The following is a 19889-nucleotide window of genomic DNA, read 5'->3' as shown; positions in this document are numbered from 1 at the left end:
AAGGAGAGTTAAACGATGGCATCAATTAAAAAAACAGGCGAAAACGCCTATCAAATCGTTGTGAGCTGTGGATATAACAGCATCGGCAAGAAGATCCGCCGGAAAATCACTTACAAGCCGGAGCTGTTGACGGCTAAGGGAAACCCCAAAAGCGCGGCATCTATCGAAAAAGACGTTGCCGCCTTTGCCGCCGATTTCGAGCGCAAGGTATTAACAGGTCAGTACACAGACGGGCATATTATGACGTTTGAGAAATACGCCGCCAAATATCTGGCAGAATACGCCGAAGAGAACCAGGCACCGCGGACGCTTCAATCTACAGAATCAGCTATCAAGGAATTTATAAGCGCGTTCGGGTATATGACATTGGAAAACCTCACGCCGCTCTATTTACAGGAATATGTGAATGCGCTGTTGAAGCGTAAAAAGGCAGACGGATCCGGGAAAACGCTCTCATGTGGCACGGTCAAACGAAAAGCCGCTGTTTTATCCGCTATGCTCTCGCAGGCCGTCCGCTGGAATCTCCTGACGGCGAACCCGATGGAGCGCGTACAGATAAAAGCACCAGACACACCGGAGGATGAGAAGATCGTGTTCTTCTCACAGCCGGAAGCCGAACGCTTCCTTGAAGCCCTGGAGAATCCCGCCTATTACACCGCATCCGGTAGGCTGGCGCGACCACTCGACACCACAGCGCAGCGCCTCGATGATCTCCGGGCGAACCGGCGCAGCATGACACAATATAAATTTCTCTTTTATCTGGCAATCTTTACCGGCTGCAGGCGTGGGGAACTTGTCGCCCTCACATGGGACGATCTGGACTTTACGAACGCGACTATCAGCATAGTGAAAAGCGTTTGCCGTGTAAAGAAAAAAATCATCATAAAGAGTACCAAAACGAAAAAATCTGCCCGCACTATCTCACTTCCGGAGATCGTTATCTCCCTTGCACAGGAATGGAAGAAGGAACAGGAATATTACAGGCTTTCGATTGGCTCCCAATGGAAAAACGGCGGATATATCTTTACCCGCTGGAATGGGGAAATGATGGGGCTTGAAACACCTTACCAGATTTTACACCGTGTTATAAACAATTACAACGCCACGCAGACAGACGAAAGCGCCCTGCTGCCGCTTATTCCTCTGCACGGACTCCGGCACACCGCCGCCACTCTGCTGATCGGCTCAAACGTCAATATCCGCACGGTTGCAAGCCGTCTAGGACATTCTGACGTAACAACAACACTAAATATTTACAGTCACGCCTTGAAAGAACTAGATCGAAAAGCCTCTGACGCTCTGGCTGATACCTTATCCAAAAAGGCTAATACAAAAAATTCAGTCCCCGAATAGTCCCCAAAAACACAAAAAGCCGCCCTTTTCGGACGGCATTTTTTATATTCAGATACAAGAAAAACCCTTGATTTACAAGGGTTTCCACTCGTCAGCTCCCTGCCGGACTTGAACCGGCGACCTACGCATTACGAATGCGTCGCTCTACCAACTGAGCCAAGGAAGCATTTTAATTTGAAAAATGCTCTGGAAAACCCAAAGCAACTTTCGATGACCTGTCCGGGAATCGAACCCGGGTTTACGCCGTGAGAGGGCGTCGTCTTGACCGCTTGACCAACAGGCCGTATGTTTTATAATAGAATCGAGGCGACGTGATTCGAACACGCGACCTCTGCGTCCCGAACGCAGCGCTCTACCAAACTGAGCCACGCCTCGATTACATGACGTAGTATAATATAAATCCGGGAGAATGTCAACACTTTTTTTGAAGAATTTTTAAAAATATTTATTATGTTTAATATTTCGCTATAGTTGCTTGTGTTTGCTCAATTCAATAAATTTATATTTACTTCATCAGCTTCTGAATCGTCTTGCACAGTTCCTCAACCGCTTCTTCCCCATTTCCCGCCTCTATATCATCGACCACACAGGTTTTGATATGGTTTGACAGCAGGACTTTGGAAAAACTGTTCAGCGCCGCCTGAACCGCTGATACCTGGTTTAATATATCGACGCAGTATCGCTCGTCTTCCACCATCGCCTTCACACCGCGCACCTGTCCCTCGATCCGGTTTAAACGTTTCAGCAGATCTTTTTCTTCGGTCAGGTTTCTGTGTTTGTGGCGTTCCGTCTCTCCTCCCTGACAGACCTGCGCTTGGGATTCACATTTACAACAGCCCATGCTTTTCTCCTATCTTTTATCAAAATGCTGCGAAATAGCCTTTTGATTCCACCATTTCGCAGCTTTTTTCATCTTACTGAATCGAATCCACCTTATAATCCTGTGCCTCAACTGCCTCTTTCAACGTATCGTCCGCCACATCCGCACTCATGCTTACGACCGCGGTTCCTTTCTCATGACTGACCTCTGCGCTCTCCACGCCTGCCAGTGCCTCCAACGCTTTCTTTACGCGTGCCTCACAGTGCCCACACATCATTCCTTCGATATTCATTGTCTTTGTCATCGTTATTCCCTCCATATTTATATGATTTTTTTGATTCTCACTTTTTTGCATTTCTTTTGAAACAGTTTCATTTCCATTTGCTGTTTGCCCAATTGACCGGGTGTCTTCTGCCCCCATCCTAACTGCACCTGCGTTTTCTGCCTTTTCTCCACCTTTATTAGCAGCCTTCTCAGCCTTCTTCCGCATCGGATGATCCTTCGATGCATCGTGCATCTTAAACAGATTCAGCCGCAGCGCGTTCGTCACTACGCAGAAGCTGGATAAGCTCATCGCTGCAGCGCCGAACATCGGATTTAATTTCCATCCAAAGATAGGATACCACAAACCGGCTGCAAGTGGAATACCCACAACATTGTAAAAGAATGCCCAGAACAGGTTTTCGTGAATATTTCGAAGCGTCGCACGGCTTAGACGGATTGCCGCCGGAACATCACTCAAACGGCTCTTCATCAACACCACATCCGCGGCATCAATCGCGATATCTGTACCAGCTCCGATCGCGATACCTATATCGGCACGCGTGAGCGCCGGGGCATCATTGATACCATCACCGACCATTGCCACCTTACCCTGTTCTTTCAGGCTGCGGATGACACTCTCTTTCCCATCCGGAAGTACTCCGGCAATGACTTCATCCACACCAGCCTGTGCCCCAATCGCACGGGCGGTCCGCTCATTATCTCCGGTCAGCATAACCACACGGATTCCCATGTTCTGCAGTTCCTTGACCGCCTGCGGGCTGTCTTCCTTGATGACATCTGCCACGGCAATCATACCAGCCAGACGACCATTTTTCATAAAGCACAGCGGCGTCTTGCCTTCCGATGCCAGACGCTCAAAGGATGCCTGTTCCTGTGCGGACACCGTCGTATGTCCGCTGATATAGGAAAAACTTCCGCCTGCCAGTGAAGCGCCGTCTAACGTACCGGAAAGTCCATTACCCGGCAGCGCCTGGAAATCAGCCGCCTCCGGCGCATCAATCTGCTGTTCTTTTGCATAGAGAAGAACAGCTTTCGCCAATGGGTGCTCACTCTTCTTTTCCAGGGAAAGCGCCAGGCTTACCAGCTCCTTCTCAGTCACACCTCCAGACGGGATGACGTCGGTCACACGCGGCTCGCCGCTGGTGATCGTACCCGTCTTATCAAGCGCTACAATGTCCATTTTTCCGGTTTCTTCCAGCGAAACAGCTGTCTTGAACAAGATTCCGTTTTTCGCGCCCATGCCGTTGCCGACCATAATCGCAACCGGCGTAGCCAGTCCCAGTGCACACGGGCAGCTGATAACCAGTACGGAAATACCTCGCGCCAGTGCGAATCCAAACGTCTGTCCTGCCAACAGCCAGATAATCGTTGTCACCACTGCGATCGTGATAACCGCCGGGACAAACACGCCGGAAACCCGATCTGCAATCTTGGCGATCGGCGCTTTCGTCGCCGCCGCGTCGCTGACCATGCGGATGATCTGCGACAGGGAGGTATCTTCACCGACTCTGGTCGCCTCACAGCGCAGATAACCAGACTGGTTGACCGTTGCCGCCGAAACCGGGTCACCCTGTGCCTTATCCACCGGAATACTCTCGCCGGTCAGTGCTGCCTCGTTGACCGCGCTTGTTCCTTCCAGGACCACACCGTCCACCGGGATATTTTCACCTGGGCGTACAACAAATACATTACCCTTCTTTACCTCGTCAATCGGAACCTTTGTTTCCACTCCATCCCGGATGATAACAGCTGTCTTCGGTGCCAGTTTCATCAGTCCCTTTAAGGCATCCGTCGTTTTTCCCTTGGAACGCGCCTCCAGCATTTTTCCGACTGTGATCAGCGCCAGAATCATTGCCGCCGACTCAAAGTAAAATTCATGCATGTAGGACATGACTGCCGTGTCGTTGCCCTTTAACTGGGCGTCCGTCATCGCAAACAACGCATATGTGCTGTAGATAAACGACGCGCCGGAACCAAGTGCTACCAACGTGTCCATGTTCGGGGCGCGGTGTAAAAGTCCCTTGAAACCGCTGATAAAGAATTTCTGGTTAATCACCATGATAATTCCGGCCAAAAGGAGCTGCAAAAGTCCCATCGCCACATGGTTGCCATCCATAAAGTGCGGCAGCGGCCAGCCCCACATCATATGTCCCATCGACATATACATAAGGACTGCTAAGAATCCCAGCGATGCGATCAGACGGTGTTTTAAGACCGGCGTCTCCCGATCTTTTAAGGCGTCCTCTGCCTCCGACGCGCTCTGCGCCTGCGCTGCAGTGCCCTGTCCTTTCAGGGATGCGCCATATCCGGCATCTTCCACCGCATGAATCACGGTCTCCGGGGGCACATCGCCCTCGACGCCCATCGAATTTGTCAGCAGGCTGACCGAGCATGCCGTGACACCCGGCACTTTCGATACTGCCTTTTCAACCCGGCTGCTGCATGCCGCGCAGCTCATGCCGGTTACTGTATATTGCTTCATGGTCTCCTCCTATCTCTTAACTGCCTTTATAATATACCCCCATAGGGTATATGTCAACCCCAATTTCATTTATGATCTCTTTTTCTCAACAAAATAATAATGGACGCAAAAAGACTCTGTCCGGAGAATTTCCCCTTACAGAGTCTTTTATACATTCGCATCCATGCCGCCCTTTTGCGGGCATAGACATTATTCCATTTTTATCTGCGCATCATCCAAACAGCACGCCCAGCACGCCGTAGGACAGAATCGACATAATCACCGTCGCCAGCGCGATACCGACTAAAATCGCGCCAAATGCCTTGCCAAATTTCATGTGGAGCAGGGATGCCACCAGCGCGCCTGTCCATGCGCCGGTTCCCGGAAGCGGGATGCCGACAAAGAGCATCAGCCCCCAGAACTCATATTTCTCGATCTGCCCTTTTTTGCTCATCGCTTTGCGTTCCAGCCACAGCGCAATACCACGGAAACACGGAACCTTCTTCATCCACTCCAGCACATGGCGGATCAGAAGCAGGATAAACGGGATCGGCAGGATATTTCCCACGATACAGATCGGGATCGCCCGCAGGATCGGCACGTTTAAGAGTGCCGGTGACGCAGCCAGAAGCCCGCCTCGAAGTTCCAGAATCGGAATCATCGAGATAATGAAGATAATTGCCTCCTTCGATATGACTCCGGATAAATTAGCTGTAAACCATTGTACCAGTGAATCCATAAATTATGCCTGCTCCCCGCTGTTATTTTCATTCTGTGCCGCAGTATCGGTGGTGTTCTCCGAAACAGAGTCCGAAGCATCCGCGGAATCCGCGTCTGGGCCAGCCGTGCCTTCTGTTTCTGCGTTGTCAACCGCCTTATCTGCTGCAGCTTCATCCTTCTCTTCAAAGATAGTCTCCTGCATCTCCTCTGGTTCTTCCGGCTCATGCACATCTGCAGATGTCGTCGAATCCATCGGCGCACCGCACCGGCTGCAGAATGCCGCATTTTTCTCCACCTTTGCGCCGCACTCCGCGCAGACTCTTGTGCCCTCTAACTCGGCAATCTCATCCTCCAGGGACGCAATCTTCACAAGCCCTGCCTGGATAGTGTGGAACTCATCTGCAAATTTCCCTTCCAGCTCGCCCTCATGTCTGTCATAGTATGCTTTTCCCAGTGTGATATATGCCTTATTAATCTTATCTTTCTCGGCGGACAGCTTCGATTTCAGCTGTAATACGCCTGTGATGTCCTTTACCCGGTTCGCAGCTTCCTTGCTCTTATCGCTGATCACCTTTCCAAGTTCATCGAAAAATGCCATCTTTCTTCCTCCTCTGCGGGATATGTACGCCTCAAATTTCGTTCTGCCTGATGGGACAGTGCATCGCTGTTCTAAATGCAACGGTAGGTTCATGCAAAACCAAGGCATCTGATATTTTCTCATAACGATTCAGCCGATTTTTGCATCAAATACATAAACCGGCTGAACCGCTACGTTTCCCCTTATTTTAGTCCCTACAGGGGAGAAAGTCAATCTTTTGCATCCCTAAATCAACTCTAGGCAACTTTTTTAATACGCAAACACCCGGTTCAGCCGCATCAATTCCGGTGTCAGGCCGAAGGTCGATTTCACAAACTCCGGAACCTTGCCATAGCGGAACGAGCGCTGGTAGATGCCATACTGACCCGATTCATCCATTTCATAGTCCGCCGCATATTCCCCATCATACAGGACATTCTGACCGGCATCCACCGTATATGTCTGACCTATCTCATTTTCCTCCATTGAATTTACCGAATCCCTCAAATCATCCTCTGAAACTGCCCCTGTGTCCTCTATACCGGACACATATACTGCAATATTGATCCCCTGATATGCCTCCGCCATTTGATTGATCTGCACCATATCATCCGAAGCGGAGTTTGCAAGAATTTCTGCAATCTGTTCCGGATCTGTAATCGTTACCTCGCGTCTGCTGTTATTCTGAAGATACTCCCGCTGGCGTTTTCCAAGCTCTGTATCTGCCGGTGCCAGCTGATCCTCCGGAATCTTGCCGCCCTGATACTGAAGCACGATTTTTTCTGTATTTTCCGGCGTCACCTTGCTGCCGACCTCGGTACCACACTGTTTCAGAATCGCGATCGTCTCCTGGAAGGACGGATAAATCGGGTAATAATCAAACTGGTTAAATGTGTCATAATAGCCGCCATTTTTACGAATCACATCAATCATCGCCTGCATCTCATTTGTCTTAAACTGAATCTCCGCGATCGGCATCTCCTCCCGGCGCATATCCGGCGTCAGAGCCATCAGCTCTTTCTGGTATGCAGCAAGAAGCGCCGCCTTCGTCTGCTCATCCGGAAGCTTCACATGGCTGCAGTCCTCTTCCTCTTTGTAATTGATGCCTGCGGTATCGTCTGCCTGTAGGGACAGCACCGGGTACATTCCCAGTTTATAGCTCTGATTTTCATAAATGGAATCTAGCTGTTCCCGCAGCTCCGATACATTGATCGTGCGGTAATTACGGTAAACGGTTTTTCCATTGTTCAGATGCCAGGACAGCACGATCGAATCATAGCGTGAATCCAGATCCGCCTCACTCATCCAATCCTGTCCGCCGTTCAAATGCTTCCGCTGTCTGAAAGCTGTCTCGATGCCCTGCGCGCCAATTTCCCGCAGGACACGGATTCCATCCTCATCCGAGATCTGCATTTTATCTGCCACATCTCCCTGGGACGCCCATTCCATTCCAACACTGTAGCCATCCCTATACATTCTCGGAGTCACATGGTAAGCCCCTGCCGCATTGTTGTCCAGCGCATCACAGTAAATACCCGCGTATGCAACCTTGTCAGCATCCGGCAGATAGCTGTCATATCCTGCCACATCCAGGCGGAACCCCAAGAAAATGGCTGCCACTGCCACCGCACTAATGGCAAGCTGTCTCTTATGCGCAAACAAGCTCTTGAAATCGAAATGATAGATAATTTCGATCAGGCAGCTGGTGATGAGCAGTCCGCAGAGCAAGCCAAACACAGTCCAGATATCATCATTCAGGATTGACCGGAAAATCATTCCGGAAAACAGCGTGATCGGCACAACCAGAAGGAAACGGATCACCGGCTCACTTACCTTAAATGCCATCGCTCTTCCAGCCGCCTCAGACGGGCGTTTCCGGTACAGGAACATTCCCAGACCAAAGAGCAGAACCGCCACTGCCAACGCGATAACCGCCATCCGGGTCGGATGCTCCGAACCGGTTGCCGTGCCGTACCAGAAAACCGGTGAGGTACGCTCGCACCAGCGCAGCAGGAAATTGCCATTGTCATAAAACGTCATGAAGTATTCGGAAAAATACGTCGATATCACTGCAGCCACGCCCGGTCCCCAGCTAAAAAATACGCCGGTTCCAAGTAATCCTACGATCAGATTGCCTGTCAGAATCACTGCCAGCACAACCGTCATGTACACCAGGGTAAAAAAGCACATATGCTGTACATACCCAATCAGCAGGGTTCCCCATAAAAATGGCGCGCCCTTCACCTGCAGCATCACACCTGCCACCAGCAAAAATACCAGATACGGAACCGCCAGATACAGGATACCGTCCAGACAGGTTACGGTATAAAGCATTTCACGGCTGATCGGGAGGCTGTGAAAAAAATCCGTTTTCTTTTTCGAATGGAGATACGAAAAACCGGACGCTGCCAGCACCACCGCCGTCACAATCAGGATAAATACCAGCATTGCATTCTGGATCGAATACATATGCAGCATCTCATTGGTCAGCTTTAATTTTGCTTCTGCTAACGCCGCTTCGACGCTCAGATCTTTAGACAAGTTATCCGGACGCAGCATTATGCTGGTTTCCAGCGCTGTCAGGACTGGAAACAGAAAGAAGCACAAAAGTGCGGTAAGCGCCACGCTCCAGAGACGCTGCTTCGTATTTTCTCTCATATATTTAAAAAACAAGCCTTTTGATGTCATAACCAGCCACCTCCGTTTCACTGATAAAGATCTCTTCCAGGGAAAGCGGTATCATTTCAAAAAACACCGGATGATACGCCTGTAAAATTGTCTGAATCTCTTCCCGTTTTCCGCGCACAGTAAGCGTCAGGAGACTTCCCCTCTGTTCCGTCTTTATAATATCGATTCCCTGCAAATCGCTGCTCCCCACTCCCGCCGGAAGCACACACTGAATCTTGTGAATATTTAACTTCATATCGTCCAGATCCTTTGAGAGAAGCATTCCCCCCTTGTGAAGCAGACCTACATGGTCGCAGATATCTTCCAGCTCCCGCAGATTATGGGAGGCGATGACCGGCGTGAGGTTCCGCTCCTCGATATCATTGGCAAAAAGACTCTTGACCGTCTGCCGCATGACCGGATCCAGCCCGTCAAACGTCTCGTCGCAGAACAGATAATCGGTTCCCGCGCAAATGCCCAACAGCACAGCGAGCTGTTTTTTCATACCCTTCGAAAAGGTCTGCACCTTCCGCCGGCTTTCCAGTTCAAAATTCTTTAGCAGTTTATCAAACCGGGCTGCATCAAACTTCGGATAAATTCCCTGATAAAACACCTTCATATCTTCCGCCGTTCCATTGCTTAAGAAATACGGCTCATCCGGGATATAAAAGCACCGTGCCTTTACCTTTGTATTCTCAAATACTGTCTCATCATCAACCGTAACGCTTCCTTCGTCCGGCTTTAAAATACCGGCTGCCATCCGCAAAAAAGTACTTTTCCCGGCTCCGTTGGTTCCAATCAGACCAAAGACACTTCCATTGTGAATCTCCGCATGGATATGATCGACTGCCACTGTATCATAAAAACGCTTCGTCAGATTCTCAGCCTTTATCATTCCTGTTTCCTCCTTCCTCACTTCCATAGCTCTGGATGACCTGCTCCTGGAACTCCAGCATCGTGATGCCGGTTCCTTTTGCATCCCGGATCAGAAGTTCCAGCTGATCCCAGATCTCCTGCCGCTTCCTCTCCCGAATCTGCCGGTTATCCGCCACAAAACTGCCCCTGCCCTTAACCGAATAAATATATCCCTGGCGTTCCAGCTCTGCATACGCCCGCTGGATCGTATTCGGATTCATCGACAGCTCCGTTGCCAGACTCCGCACGGATGGAAGCTGACTGTCCTGCTCCAAAATCCCCCGGACCATCAGATCCGACAGCTTCTCAACAATCTGCTCATAGAGAGGTCGTCGATCTTTATAATCAATCAGAATCATGCTCACATTCTCCTTTCCTCCATTCTGCCCTGTATCAAAAATCATAAGTGTATTAGTTCATTTAATACGGTTATAGTATACAAAAAGGGCAGCCGATTGTCAACCGACTGCCCTCTTACGATTTTCTTAACAACCCTTTTGGTTATATCCGAATAGAAACAAACTTCTGCAATCAAAGATTGATTACTGAGCCTGTGTCTCCTCAGCTGCCTCAGTCTCTTCTGCTTCAGCCTCAGTCTCCTCAGCTGCCTCAGTCTCTTCCTCAGATGTCTCTTCGGTCTCTTCCTCGGAAACTTCCTCAGTCTCTTCTGTTTCAGCCTCGGTCTCCTCAACTGCCTCAGTCTCTTCTGCCTCTACAGTCTCCTCTGCTGCTGCAGTTGTCTCCTCTGCTTTGCTGCCGCAAGCGGTCAGAGCAGATGCTGCTACCATTGCACTCATAACTAAGATTGCTGCTGTTTTTGTAAGATTCTTTCTCATAATTATTCTCTCCTCTTTAAAACATACGATTTATGTTTTCTTGTACCTCATCGGTACGTGACCTATAATAAAAACAAATTATGTCCAAAATATGAACAGATAATTAACATTCACTAAACAAATCCCGTATTTCTTACAAAAATCGAAAGTTTCCGTAAGAAAAATCCTTGTTTCTGTTGACTTTACATTGTTTTTTAAGGTCTTTAAATCTTAATATATATGCAGCAGTTTTCTCGTTTCAATGCTGTTTTTTCCCGATTTCCGGCTTATTTTTATTCTTTTTTCGTTTCTTTATGAACAAGGTTCTCGATTTTGTGTTTACGATTTGTTCACAATTTAGCCAAATTTGAACGGTTGGAACCGGACTGAAATTCCGTCATATATTTCCGGTAGCGAAGCGGCAGGTGCATCCGCTGACAGGCTGGATTTTCCCGCTCCTTAATTCCTATCTGATGAAAAAATGCACTCCAGAGCGCCGCATATTCGCTCTGATCGGTTCTCCCGGAAAGCGCCTGCAGGGGTTCTGTCTCAGCCCCACGCATCATATACCACCGCCCCTCTCCTGTCCAGACTCCCGCTTCCTGGTGATTTTTATCATAGATAATAAATGGTTCCGAGGGCAGGCGATCTGTAAAATACGGCATCAGCAATGCCGTCACCCGGTTTTTCGGACCAATCTCAGAAAATAGTACATGATCGGAATATTCTGCAAACCGCAGAAATTCTGTCTGCAAATGCGCTTCATTGGCAACCGCACGGTTGATCTGAAAGACTGTCTGCACCGCCGGTATCTGTAAATTTTCCGTGATACGTCTCCCTGCTGCCCCTGCGCTAAACCCACAGATCAGAAAGCGGTAGACCGCCTCTGCCCGATCCTCCCGCTCACTCAGCGCCGTGCGGTAAATCCAGCTGTACGCCAGTTCTGACAGGGATCGACGCACCGAGCGCACGACTTTCTGTGCCTTGAGCCGATCCACAGCCACCTCTCGGTACTCCGAAAACAGGCTGTAATTATATTCGCCCTGTACTTCCAGCCGCACGTTCTCATGCCCTAAGCGGCTGTTCCAGGCATCATATACTCCTGTGAATATACCTTCTGGACTGTCTTCGCATACAAATACAACCATTTTTCTCTCCTCCGTCTGCTTCATGCCTGCGCCATATGAAAATCATCAAACAGCGACATCTGGCGGTACAGCCCGCTCTGTGACAACTGCCACTGCTTCCGCTTCTCTTCACTGATTAGCTGTGCCGCGATCGCATCCTCATGGATCTGCACCGGGTACATCATCCGCCCTGAACAGGTAATGAAGTATACTGCCCGCTTCAGCACAACTCCCATCTTCTTCAAATCTTCAAACCGAAGCGCCACCTGTTTTCTCGCTGCGACAATCCGCATCGCAGACTTTACCCCGATGCCCGGAACACGCAGAAGTGTCTCATACGATGCCCGGTTTATCTCCACCGGAAACTCACCCAGATTCTGCAGCGCCCAGTCGCACTTCGGATCCAGAAACACATTAAAATTAGGGTGCTTTTCACTCAGAAGTTCCGATGCCCGGAAGCCATAGTAGCGCATCAGCCAGTCCGCCTGGTACAGACGGTGTTCCCGCAGAAGCGGCGGTCCGTCCGGAAGATCCGGAAGCAGGCTGTCCTCATTCACCTTGATAAACGCCGAATAAAAGACCCTCTTTAATCCAAAATTCCGATACAGCGCTTCCGCGACCGCAACCATCTGATAATCACTCTCCGGAGTCGCCCCGACAATGAGCTGTGTGCTCTGACCGCCGGGGACGAAATAATTCTTGCGGTTTGAGATATTTCCCAGTCCGAAACTGCCATAGATCGATCGTCCTGGGATGACACGGGGGATCTCCGGTGTATGTGTCCTTCCAACCCTTTCATCCATTTCCCCCGGCTCTTTCGACCTCATAAATCCTTTTACCTTGTCTCCATTCCGCCCCCAATCCATCTTTGTCTCTGTCTGATTCGGACTCAGAATTCCCTTGTCAGCCTGCAGACATTCCCTTTCCCCTTTTCCTATCGCTTTACCACCAATTCCATATCTCCCGTCTCCCGGAATCTGAATTTCTCCGCGCTCTTTCTGCGGAAGCCATGCCCCTCTGCTCTCCAGACGCCCTTCCTGCTCCAGCTGTCTCGCGATCCCAGTCTGGATCTGGCGCATCGGGCGCAGTATCTTGTCCCGCGTCTTTCCCGGTGCCAGGCGCGCCAGACCATCAGCCGTCGGAAGCTCCAGATTCACACTCATCCGGTCCGCCAGAAAGCCCACTCTCTCAATCAGCTCCGGATCTGCCCCCGGAATTGCTTTCACATGGATATAGCCGTTAAACCGATGGATGCGGCGAAGCCGGTACAAGGTCCGATACAGCAGTTCCATCGTGTGATCCGGTGTCTCCAGCACACCGGAACTTAAAAACAATCCTTCTATATAGTTGCGCCGGTAAAATTCCATCGTCAGACGGCAGACCTCCTCCGGCGTAAAGGAGGTACGGACCGTGTCATTGCTCCGACGGTTGACACAGTAATGACAGTCATAGATGCACTGGTTCGTAAATAAAATTTTCAGCAGGGAGATACAGCGCCCATCCGAGGCAAAACTGTGGCAGATGCCGTCCACCCGGCTGTTTCCAAGAAAGCCTTCCTTTCCCTTTCTACCCACGCCGCTGGATGTGCAGGCGGCGTCATACTTCGCCGCATCCGATAAAATTCTTAACTTTTCTTCGATTGAAAGATTTTCCTGTATCAGCATGAGGTTCTGCCTCCTCCCGTTTCTCGAACATCTGTTCTGTATTTATCATATCACACCCTCTTTTTAAATGCAAGCTGTTTTTCGAACACACATTCTATCATCACGCACACTGTATCCGAGTCTTTCCAATTCTACGCAAAGCGTTGTTAAACTTCCTCTTAAAATATAATTTCGATAACACATGACAATATTTCCGATTGTTTTCCTCGCAAGCCGCGTTTATAATAAAGAAAGATTGAAGGTATAGAATAAATTATTCTTATAGGTAGGATGAAGGAGGAGTTTACAATGGCTATTTTAGTTACTGGAGGCGCCGGTTACATCGGCAGTCATACCTGCATCGAACTTTTAAACGCCGGATATGAGGTCGTTGTCATGGACAACCTTTACAATGCCAGTGAGGAAGCGCTGCGCCGCGTGGAGAAAATCACCGGCAAGCATGTAACCTTTTACAAGGCAGATATGCTGGATCGCGAGGCAGTCAATGAGATTTTTGAGAAAGAATCCATCGATTCGGTCATTCATTTTGCAGGCTTAAAGGCAGTCGGAGAATCCGTTGCGAAGCCACTGGAATATTACCACAACAATATCACCGGAACCTTGATTCTCTGCGACGTAATGCGCAATCATGGCGTCAAGAAAATCATTTTCAGCTCCTCCGCTACCGTATACGGAGATCCGGCATTCGTCCCGATCACCGAAGAATGCCCGAAAGGCAAAATCACAAACCCTTACGGTCAGACAAAGGGAATGCTTGAGCAGATTTTAACTGACCTGCACGTGGCAGATCCGGAATGGAATGTCGTTCTGCTCCGCTACTTCAACCCAATCGGTGCACACAAGAGCGGTCTGATCGGCGAGGATCCGAAGGGAATCCCGAACAACCTGGTTCCTTATATCGCACAGGTTGCTGTCGGCAAGCTGAAATGCCTCGGTGTCTTCGGCAATGATTACCCGACTCCGGACGGAACCGGTGTGCGCGATTACATCCACGTAGTTGACCTTGCAGTCGGTCATGTAAAAGCACTCCAAAAATTTAACGATAAGCCAGACGTATATATCTACAACCTCGGCACCGGCAAAGGCTACAGCGTACTCGATGTTGTCAAGGCTTACGAAAAAGCCTGCGGCAAAACAATTCCTTATGAAATCAAGCCACGCCGCGCCGGCGATATCGCAACCTGCTACTCCGATGCTACCAAAGCGAAAAATGAACTCGGCTGGGAAGCTCAGTACGGCATTGAGGAGATGTGCGCTGACTCCTGGAAATGGCAGTCGATGAACCCGAACGGATATCGGGACGCTGAGGACTAAAAGAAAATAAAGAATGTGCTTTTTTGTGTAATAGGGAATTCCAGGAAATTTCCTATTACATGACAAAAGCGGCTGACAGATGTCCATCCTAACATCTGCCAGCCGCTTTTTCTGTTCTTTATTTGTGTTCCGCAAATCCCCGCCGCATTTTTTCCAGCGCCCGCTTCTCGATCCGGCTCACATAAGAACGCGAAATCCCAAGTCTGGCGGCAATCTCCCGCTGCGTCTGTTCCTTTCCGCCAAACAGCCCGTACCGGCTGCGTAAGACGATTTTCTCTGTTTCTTTTAAACACGCTTCATAGGCGCGGTAAAGCTGTTCAATTTCCTGCTTTAAAATAATGGTTTCCAGAACTTCTTTTCCTTCTGCCTCCAGCACATCCATCCGGCTGACGGTTTCTCCGTCTTTATCTACCCCGATCGGGTCATATAACGAGATATCCTTTGCATATTTTTTACCAGCACGGAAGGTCATCAGAATCTCATTCTCGATACATTTCGCCGCATATGTCGCCAACCGCGATCCACGCTCCGGATGAAACGTATTGACCGCTTTAATGAGCCCGATGGTGCCGATCGACAGGAGATCTTCCATTTCATAATCTGTACCCTGATATTTTCTGGTCACATGCGCCACCAGCCGTAAATTTCGCTCTATCAGAGTATTGCGTGCCTCATGGTCTCCCTCTTTCATGCGTTCCAGACAGGACCGTTCCTCTCCAGGTGTCAAAGGCTTTGGAAATGTATGCAAAGAAAAAGCCACCCTGAAGCTTACTTACTGATAGTTTATGCTTCGGTGGCTTTTCCAGTGCACCACTTGCTTTTCCGATTTTAGAAAGGGCGCTAAAAATCATACCATCCAGCCGGTTATAAATCCGCTGCGTCTAAAAATATTGATACCTCCTTCTCTTCGCCACCAAAAAGATAACTGACACCGTCATGGACATACACTCCGCCACGATAATTGCGCCCCAGATTCCGTTCAGGCCCAGGAGCAGTGGCAGAATGATAACCGATGCACTTTCAAACACAAGAGTACGCAAAAAAGCTATCAGCGCCGAGGTCAGTCCATCTCCCAGCGCCGTAAAAAAGGCGGAACTGAAAATGGAGAAACCGCAGAATAAGAACGAAACCGCATAAATGGAATACGCATGTACCGTCATGTCCAGAAGCCCGGCATCATATCCTACGAAAATAGCTGCCAACGGTGCCGCCATCACCTCGGACAGCAGCAGCATGCTCAGAGACGCCGCCGCGATCAGAACCACACTGCGCTTTAGCAGGTTATTTAACTCCTTTTTATTTCCTGCGCCGTAGTGATAGCTGATAACTGGAGCTACGCCGGTCGCATAACCGATGAAAATCGCAAGGAAAATAAAGTCCACATACATGATGGTTCCGTAAGCTGCGACTCCGTTTTCTCCCGCGTAGCGCATCAGCTGCGCGTTATACAGCATGCCGACAATGGACATGGAAATACTGCTCATCAATTCCGATACACCGTTGGTGCAGGCACGTCTGAGCGCTCCTCCATCCCACTTTGGTCTGCAAAGGCGCAGGCTGCTGCTGTTCTTCCGCATGAAATAAACCAGCGGTATCGTTCCGCCTATGATCTGTCCCATCGCGGTCGCCATCGCCGCTCCGGCAATTCCCCAATGGAACACTCCCATGAACAGAACATCTCCCGTCATATTGAGCACACCCGAAATGATCGTTACAATCAGCCCCAGCTTCGGCTTCTCCGCCGTCACGGAAAGGCTGCCAAACGCATACTGCAGCATTAAAAACGGAAGCGCCACCAGAATGATCCGTCCATACCGGATGCAGTCCGCCAGCATCTCTCCCTTCGCGCCAAGAAAGGCAGCGATCTGCGGTAAAAACAGAATACTGATAACCGCAATTACCAGACCAGAAATAACGGTCGCAGCGATCAGAAGGGAAAAAATCTCCTGCGCCTTCTCACGCCTGCCCTCGCCCATAATCCGGGCAATCAGGGCACTTCCACCCGTGCCGAACATAAATCCCATGGCACCTACGACCATCAGAAACGGCATAATGAAATTGACCGCCGCAAACGGCGTTTTTCCTACAAAATTCGATACAAAATATCCATCTACCACACCGTAAATGGAGGTAAAAATCATCATTAAAATAGATGGAATTGTAAACCGGATCAATCTCCCAAAACCGAAATGATCCGATAACTGAATCCTCTGTTCCATAACATTCTCCTGTCAAATTTTTAAGTAATTCTGCCATTATATCACGATTCGCATCTTCGATGCTTACCGCTGCTGACGCAGCTATCGTGATCGCCATTCGCCGTTCGCCATAAATCCGCAAGCAGCTTTCTGGCTCACTTGCGCTCATTATATCATAATTCTTCACATCACGGAACATCACCTGCACCTCTTCTCCGTTACTGTTCACGCATACGTGCCCAGTAACGGAATTTGCCGTGGCTTCGCATTTAAATACGGCAAATTCCTGCTGCCACCACGTTTTCTTACGGCACTTTCGGTTCCAAAAGTGCCTACCCGTGAATACTCCCCCCTTGAGCCAAATAAATATTATTCCTACGGTTGATTTTTTCGGAATTATTCTGTATAATGAAAATAAATTTACAATTTAACGCGTTAAACCTCAACGCATTAAATTCAAAAAAGCACGACTTTCACATTAGGGAGGAACTATGTTATGAGCGAAGACAAAAAATTAAACATGCCTCAGTCGCTTCTGCTTCTGCTCCTGATCATCGGAGCGGTTGCAGTCTGCATCCGGCTGAAAACGGGCGGACCGATGATTGGACTATTTATGAGCTGGATCATCATCTATCTGTTTTGTAAGGTATTACGCATAAATTATGAGCATGTTGTAAACGGCGCTTACGACGCGATCCGGGTTGTCGTTCCTACCCTGTGCCTGCTCATGGCAATCGGCGTCATGATCGGTACCTGGCTGCAAAGCGGCACGATTGCAACCATCATTGTCGGCGGGTTAAAACTGATCAACCCGACCTGGCTGCTGCCTCTGACCCTGATTTTCTGTGCCGTATTAAGCCTTGTGACCGGAACCTCCTACGGTTCCGTCGGCAGTGCCGGTGTTGCCATGATGGCAATCGGCAACGCGATGGGCATCCATCCTGGCATGGTGGCAGGTGCTGTCATCTGCGGTGCGATGTTCGGTGACAAATTAAGCCCGCTTTCCGACACAACCAACCTGGCTCCAGCGGTTGCTGGCTCTAAATTAAACGACCACGTGCGTTCCATGCTCTGGACCACGCTTCCGACCTTTGTCATCAGCCTGATTCTCTTTGTAATTCTTGGCATCAGCCAGACTTCAGGAAACTATGAAACTGGAAATCTTCTGACATACATCGATGCCCTGCAAGGTGAGTTTAAACTTGGCTTCATCACTCTGCTGCCAGCCATCGCAATCATTATTCTGCTTTTATGCAAAGTAAACGCGGTTGTCTCCCTTGGTCTTTCCGCCATCTGCGCCGGAGCTGTCTCTTTCTTCTATCAGGGCGCAACTTTGCAGAGTATCATCCGTGTGGCTTACAACGGATACAGTACCAGCATTGAGGAAGGTATTTTACAGACCATCTTAAACCGCGGCGGTATGAGCAGCATGCTTCAGTATGTGGCAATCATCTGCTTTGCAGTTGGTATGGGCGGTATGCTGGATCGCCTCGGCGTTCTCGGCAATCTCTTAAACGCCATCGTAAATCACATCAACAGCGATGGCAGCCTGATTGCAGCAAGCCTTTTAGTCGGCTATGTAACCAGCTTAATCAGCTGTTCCCAGCCGATGTCCCACGTCCTGACTGGAAATATGATGAAACCGCTGTTCAAATCCAGAAAAATCGCACCGGAAATCCTTTCCCGTACCCTTGAGGACGCAGGTACTTTATCCGGTCCGATGATTCCGTGGCACGGTTACTGTGTATACATGTCTGGAACCCTCGGCGTTGCCTGGTCAGTATTTTTCCCATACCTGTTCTTACTGTACTTAACTCCTTTGTTCAGTATTTTCTATGGATTTACGGGAATCTCCATCCGGCATACAGACGACGCTCAAAATTAAACCTTTCACTTGATGAAAACAAAAGGATCGAAACATATATTCAGCCTTTGACACGGTGTTTACCTGTGCAAAGGCTGAACACATCTAATTTGCCCGAACTATTTTTATGATTTCGCGCAAAATATATTACATATGAATTTAGGAGATGAATATTTATGATGGAAACAAAGCTTGTACTTCTCGGAACCGGCACCCCGAACGCCTGCCCGAATGCCAGCGGTCCTTCTTCCGCAGTTGTCGTAGGCGACCGCGCTTATCTTGTAGATTTTGGTCCTGGCGTTGTCCGTCAGGCGGCGAAAGCATACCAACAGGGAATTGATGCCCTGCGCCCGGACCGGCTGATGATCGCATTCTGCACACATCTGCACACCGACCACACGGCCGGCTATCCGGATCTCATTTTTACCCCGTGGGTGCTGGAACGCCCGAAGCCGCTGAAAGTATTCGGTCCAAAAGGCATCCAGAACATGACCGAACATATTTTAAAAGCATATGAGACGGACATCAACTTCCGTATCCACGGCTTTGAAAAAGCCAACGAAAATGGCTACAAAGTCGAAACTACCGATATCCAGCCTGGTATCATTTATCAGGATGACCGCGTGACGGTTGAGGCATTTCCAGTCAGCCACGGTACGCTTGAAAGCTACGGATTTAAGTTTACAACGCCGGATAAGGTGATCGTGATCAGCGGTGACACGGCTCCGCTTGAGATCGTGGCGCAGAAAGCGGAAGGCTGCGATATTCTCCTCCATGAGGTCGAGTACACCGCCGGACTCTCCGCCAGAGAGCCAAAATGGCAGAAATACCACCAGGAAGTTCACACTCTCAGCGTTGATCTGGCAAAGATTGCCGCCAAAGCGCACCCGCGGCTTCTGGTTACCTACCACCGTATCTATCACATGGAAATCCAGGACAACACCCGCGATGTCGAGGCTGAGATGGCGCGCAGAAACACCGCCATTTTGCAGGAAATCCGTGATGCCGGATATGAAGGTGCCGTTGTAAATGGACAGGATTTAGATGTATTCTAAGAAAAATTTAAGGGGCTGCGAAATAAGTCCCTAAACAAAATGGGGATGTAAAAA

At 49.4% G+C, this 19889-nt stretch carries 16 protein-coding genes and 3 tRNA genes; 4 read left to right on the top strand and 15 right to left on the bottom strand.

Annotation, left to right across the window (positions count from 1 at the left end):
* Nucleotides 1–15 precede the first annotated feature (15 nt).
* Nucleotides 16–1353 (top strand): site-specific integrase, encoded by a 1338-nt coding sequence (locus DXB70_RS03845; protein ID WP_118672681.1) that lies wholly within the window; start codon nt 16–18, stop codon nt 1351–1353.
* Between the two features lie 93 nt (nt 1354–1446).
* Here DXB70_RS03845 and DXB70_RS03840 read toward each other — a convergent pair.
* From DXB70_RS03840 to DXB70_RS03780, 13 genes are all read right to left on the bottom strand, one after another.
* Nucleotides 1447–1519 (bottom strand) — tRNA-Thr (locus DXB70_RS03840).
* 45 nt (nt 1520–1564) lie between these two features.
* Nucleotides 1565–1636 (bottom strand) — tRNA-Glu (locus DXB70_RS03835).
* Between the two features lie 18 nt (nt 1637–1654).
* A tRNA-Pro gene (locus DXB70_RS03830) sits at nt 1655–1728 on the bottom strand.
* Nucleotides 1729–1858: 130 nt separating this feature from the next.
* Complete coding sequence (locus DXB70_RS03825; RefSeq protein WP_022358560.1) at nt 1859–2194, bottom strand: metal-sensing transcriptional repressor; 336 nt, start codon at nt 2192–2194, stop codon at nt 1859–1861.
* 73 nt (nt 2195–2267) lie between these two features.
* A complete protein-coding gene (locus DXB70_RS03820; protein ID WP_118672680.1) occupies nt 2268–4940 on the bottom strand; it encodes a heavy metal translocating P-type ATPase in 2673 nt (890 codons plus the stop codon).
* Between the two features lie 211 nt (nt 4941–5151).
* Nucleotides 5152–5658 carry a small multi-drug export protein gene (locus DXB70_RS03815; RefSeq protein WP_022358562.1) on the bottom strand — a complete coding sequence of 169 codons (507 nt, stop codon included), beginning with the start codon at nt 5656–5658 and terminating at the stop codon, nt 5152–5154.
* A 3-nt stretch (nt 5659–5661) separates the two neighbouring features.
* On the bottom strand, nt 5662–6237 hold the full coding sequence (locus DXB70_RS03810; protein ID WP_118472868.1) for a zinc ribbon domain-containing protein: 576 nt from the start codon (nt 6235–6237) through the stop codon (nt 5662–5664).
* A 249-nt stretch (nt 6238–6486) separates the two neighbouring features.
* The gene (locus DXB70_RS03805; RefSeq protein ID WP_118672679.1) at nt 6487–8904 is read right to left on the bottom strand and encodes a DUF6449 domain-containing protein; all 2418 of its coding nucleotides are present in this window, start codon (nt 8902–8904) and stop codon (nt 6487–6489) included.
* Nucleotides 8879–9778, bottom strand: a complete 900-nt coding sequence (locus DXB70_RS03800) for an ABC transporter ATP-binding protein (RefSeq protein WP_022358565.1) — start codon at nt 9776–9778, stop codon at nt 8879–8881. The genes DXB70_RS03805 and DXB70_RS03800 overlap by 26 nt, the downstream gene beginning before the upstream one ends.
* Nucleotides 9765–10157: a GntR family transcriptional regulator gene (locus DXB70_RS03795; protein WP_107000076.1), complete on the bottom strand. Its 393-nt coding sequence runs from the start codon at nt 10155–10157 to the stop codon at nt 9765–9767. Before DXB70_RS03795 ends, DXB70_RS03800 begins: the two co-directional genes overlap by 14 nt.
* Nucleotides 10158–10340: 183 nt before the next feature.
* Complete coding sequence (locus tag DXB70_RS03790) at nt 10341–10634, bottom strand: hypothetical protein (RefSeq protein ID WP_118672678.1); 294 nt, start codon at nt 10632–10634, stop codon at nt 10341–10343.
* A gap of 329 nt (nt 10635–10963) precedes the next feature.
* Nucleotides 10964–11761 (bottom strand): TIGR03915 family putative DNA repair protein, encoded by a 798-nt coding sequence (locus tag DXB70_RS03785; protein WP_118672677.1) that lies wholly within the window; start codon nt 11759–11761, stop codon nt 10964–10966.
* Between the two features lie 20 nt (nt 11762–11781).
* Nucleotides 11782–13404, bottom strand: a complete 1623-nt coding sequence (locus tag DXB70_RS03780; protein ID WP_118672676.1) for a putative DNA modification/repair radical SAM protein — start codon at nt 13402–13404, stop codon at nt 11782–11784.
* A 288-nt stretch (nt 13405–13692) separates the two neighbouring features.
* On the opposite strand from DXB70_RS03780, the gene galE reads away from it, so the two are divergent.
* Nucleotides 13693–14718: a UDP-glucose 4-epimerase GalE gene (gene galE / locus DXB70_RS03775; RefSeq protein ID WP_117795725.1), complete on the top strand. Its 1026-nt coding sequence runs from the start codon at nt 13693–13695 to the stop codon at nt 14716–14718.
* 118 nt (nt 14719–14836) lie between these two features.
* Here the strand turns inward: galE and sigK are convergent, their stop codons facing one another.
* Together sigK and DXB70_RS03765 are read right to left on the bottom strand one after the other, a co-directional pair.
* A complete protein-coding gene (gene sigK, locus DXB70_RS03770; protein WP_022358454.1) occupies nt 14837–15466 on the bottom strand; it encodes an RNA polymerase sporulation sigma factor SigK in 630 nt (209 codons plus the stop codon).
* Nucleotides 15467–15599: 133 nt separating this feature from the next.
* Complete coding sequence (locus DXB70_RS03765; protein WP_118672675.1) at nt 15600–16937, bottom strand: MATE family efflux transporter; 1338 nt, start codon at nt 16935–16937, stop codon at nt 15600–15602.
* Nucleotides 16938–17412: 475 nt separating this feature from the next.
* Here DXB70_RS03765 and nhaC point away from each other — a divergent pair, with 475 nt between their 5' ends.
* Both nhaC and DXB70_RS03755 read left to right on the top strand, forming a co-directional pair.
* Nucleotides 17413–18801 (top strand): Na+/H+ antiporter NhaC, encoded by a 1389-nt coding sequence (gene nhaC, locus DXB70_RS03760; RefSeq protein ID WP_118672674.1) that lies wholly within the window; start codon nt 17413–17415, stop codon nt 18799–18801.
* Between the two features lie 155 nt (nt 18802–18956).
* Entirely contained in the window at nt 18957–19835 is an 879-nt protein-coding gene (locus tag DXB70_RS03755) for an MBL fold metallo-hydrolase (RefSeq protein ID WP_118468073.1), read from the top strand.
* Nucleotides 19836–19889: the final 54 nt, after the last annotated feature.

It is taken from the genome of Clostridium sp. OM05-5BH (assembly GCF_003481505.1).
GTDB classification, from domain to species: domain Bacteria; phylum Bacillota; class Clostridia; order Lachnospirales; family Lachnospiraceae; genus Otoolea; species Otoolea fessa.
Note: the sequence above shows the minus strand (reverse complement) of the source record. Positions and strands in the feature narration are given on the sequence as shown.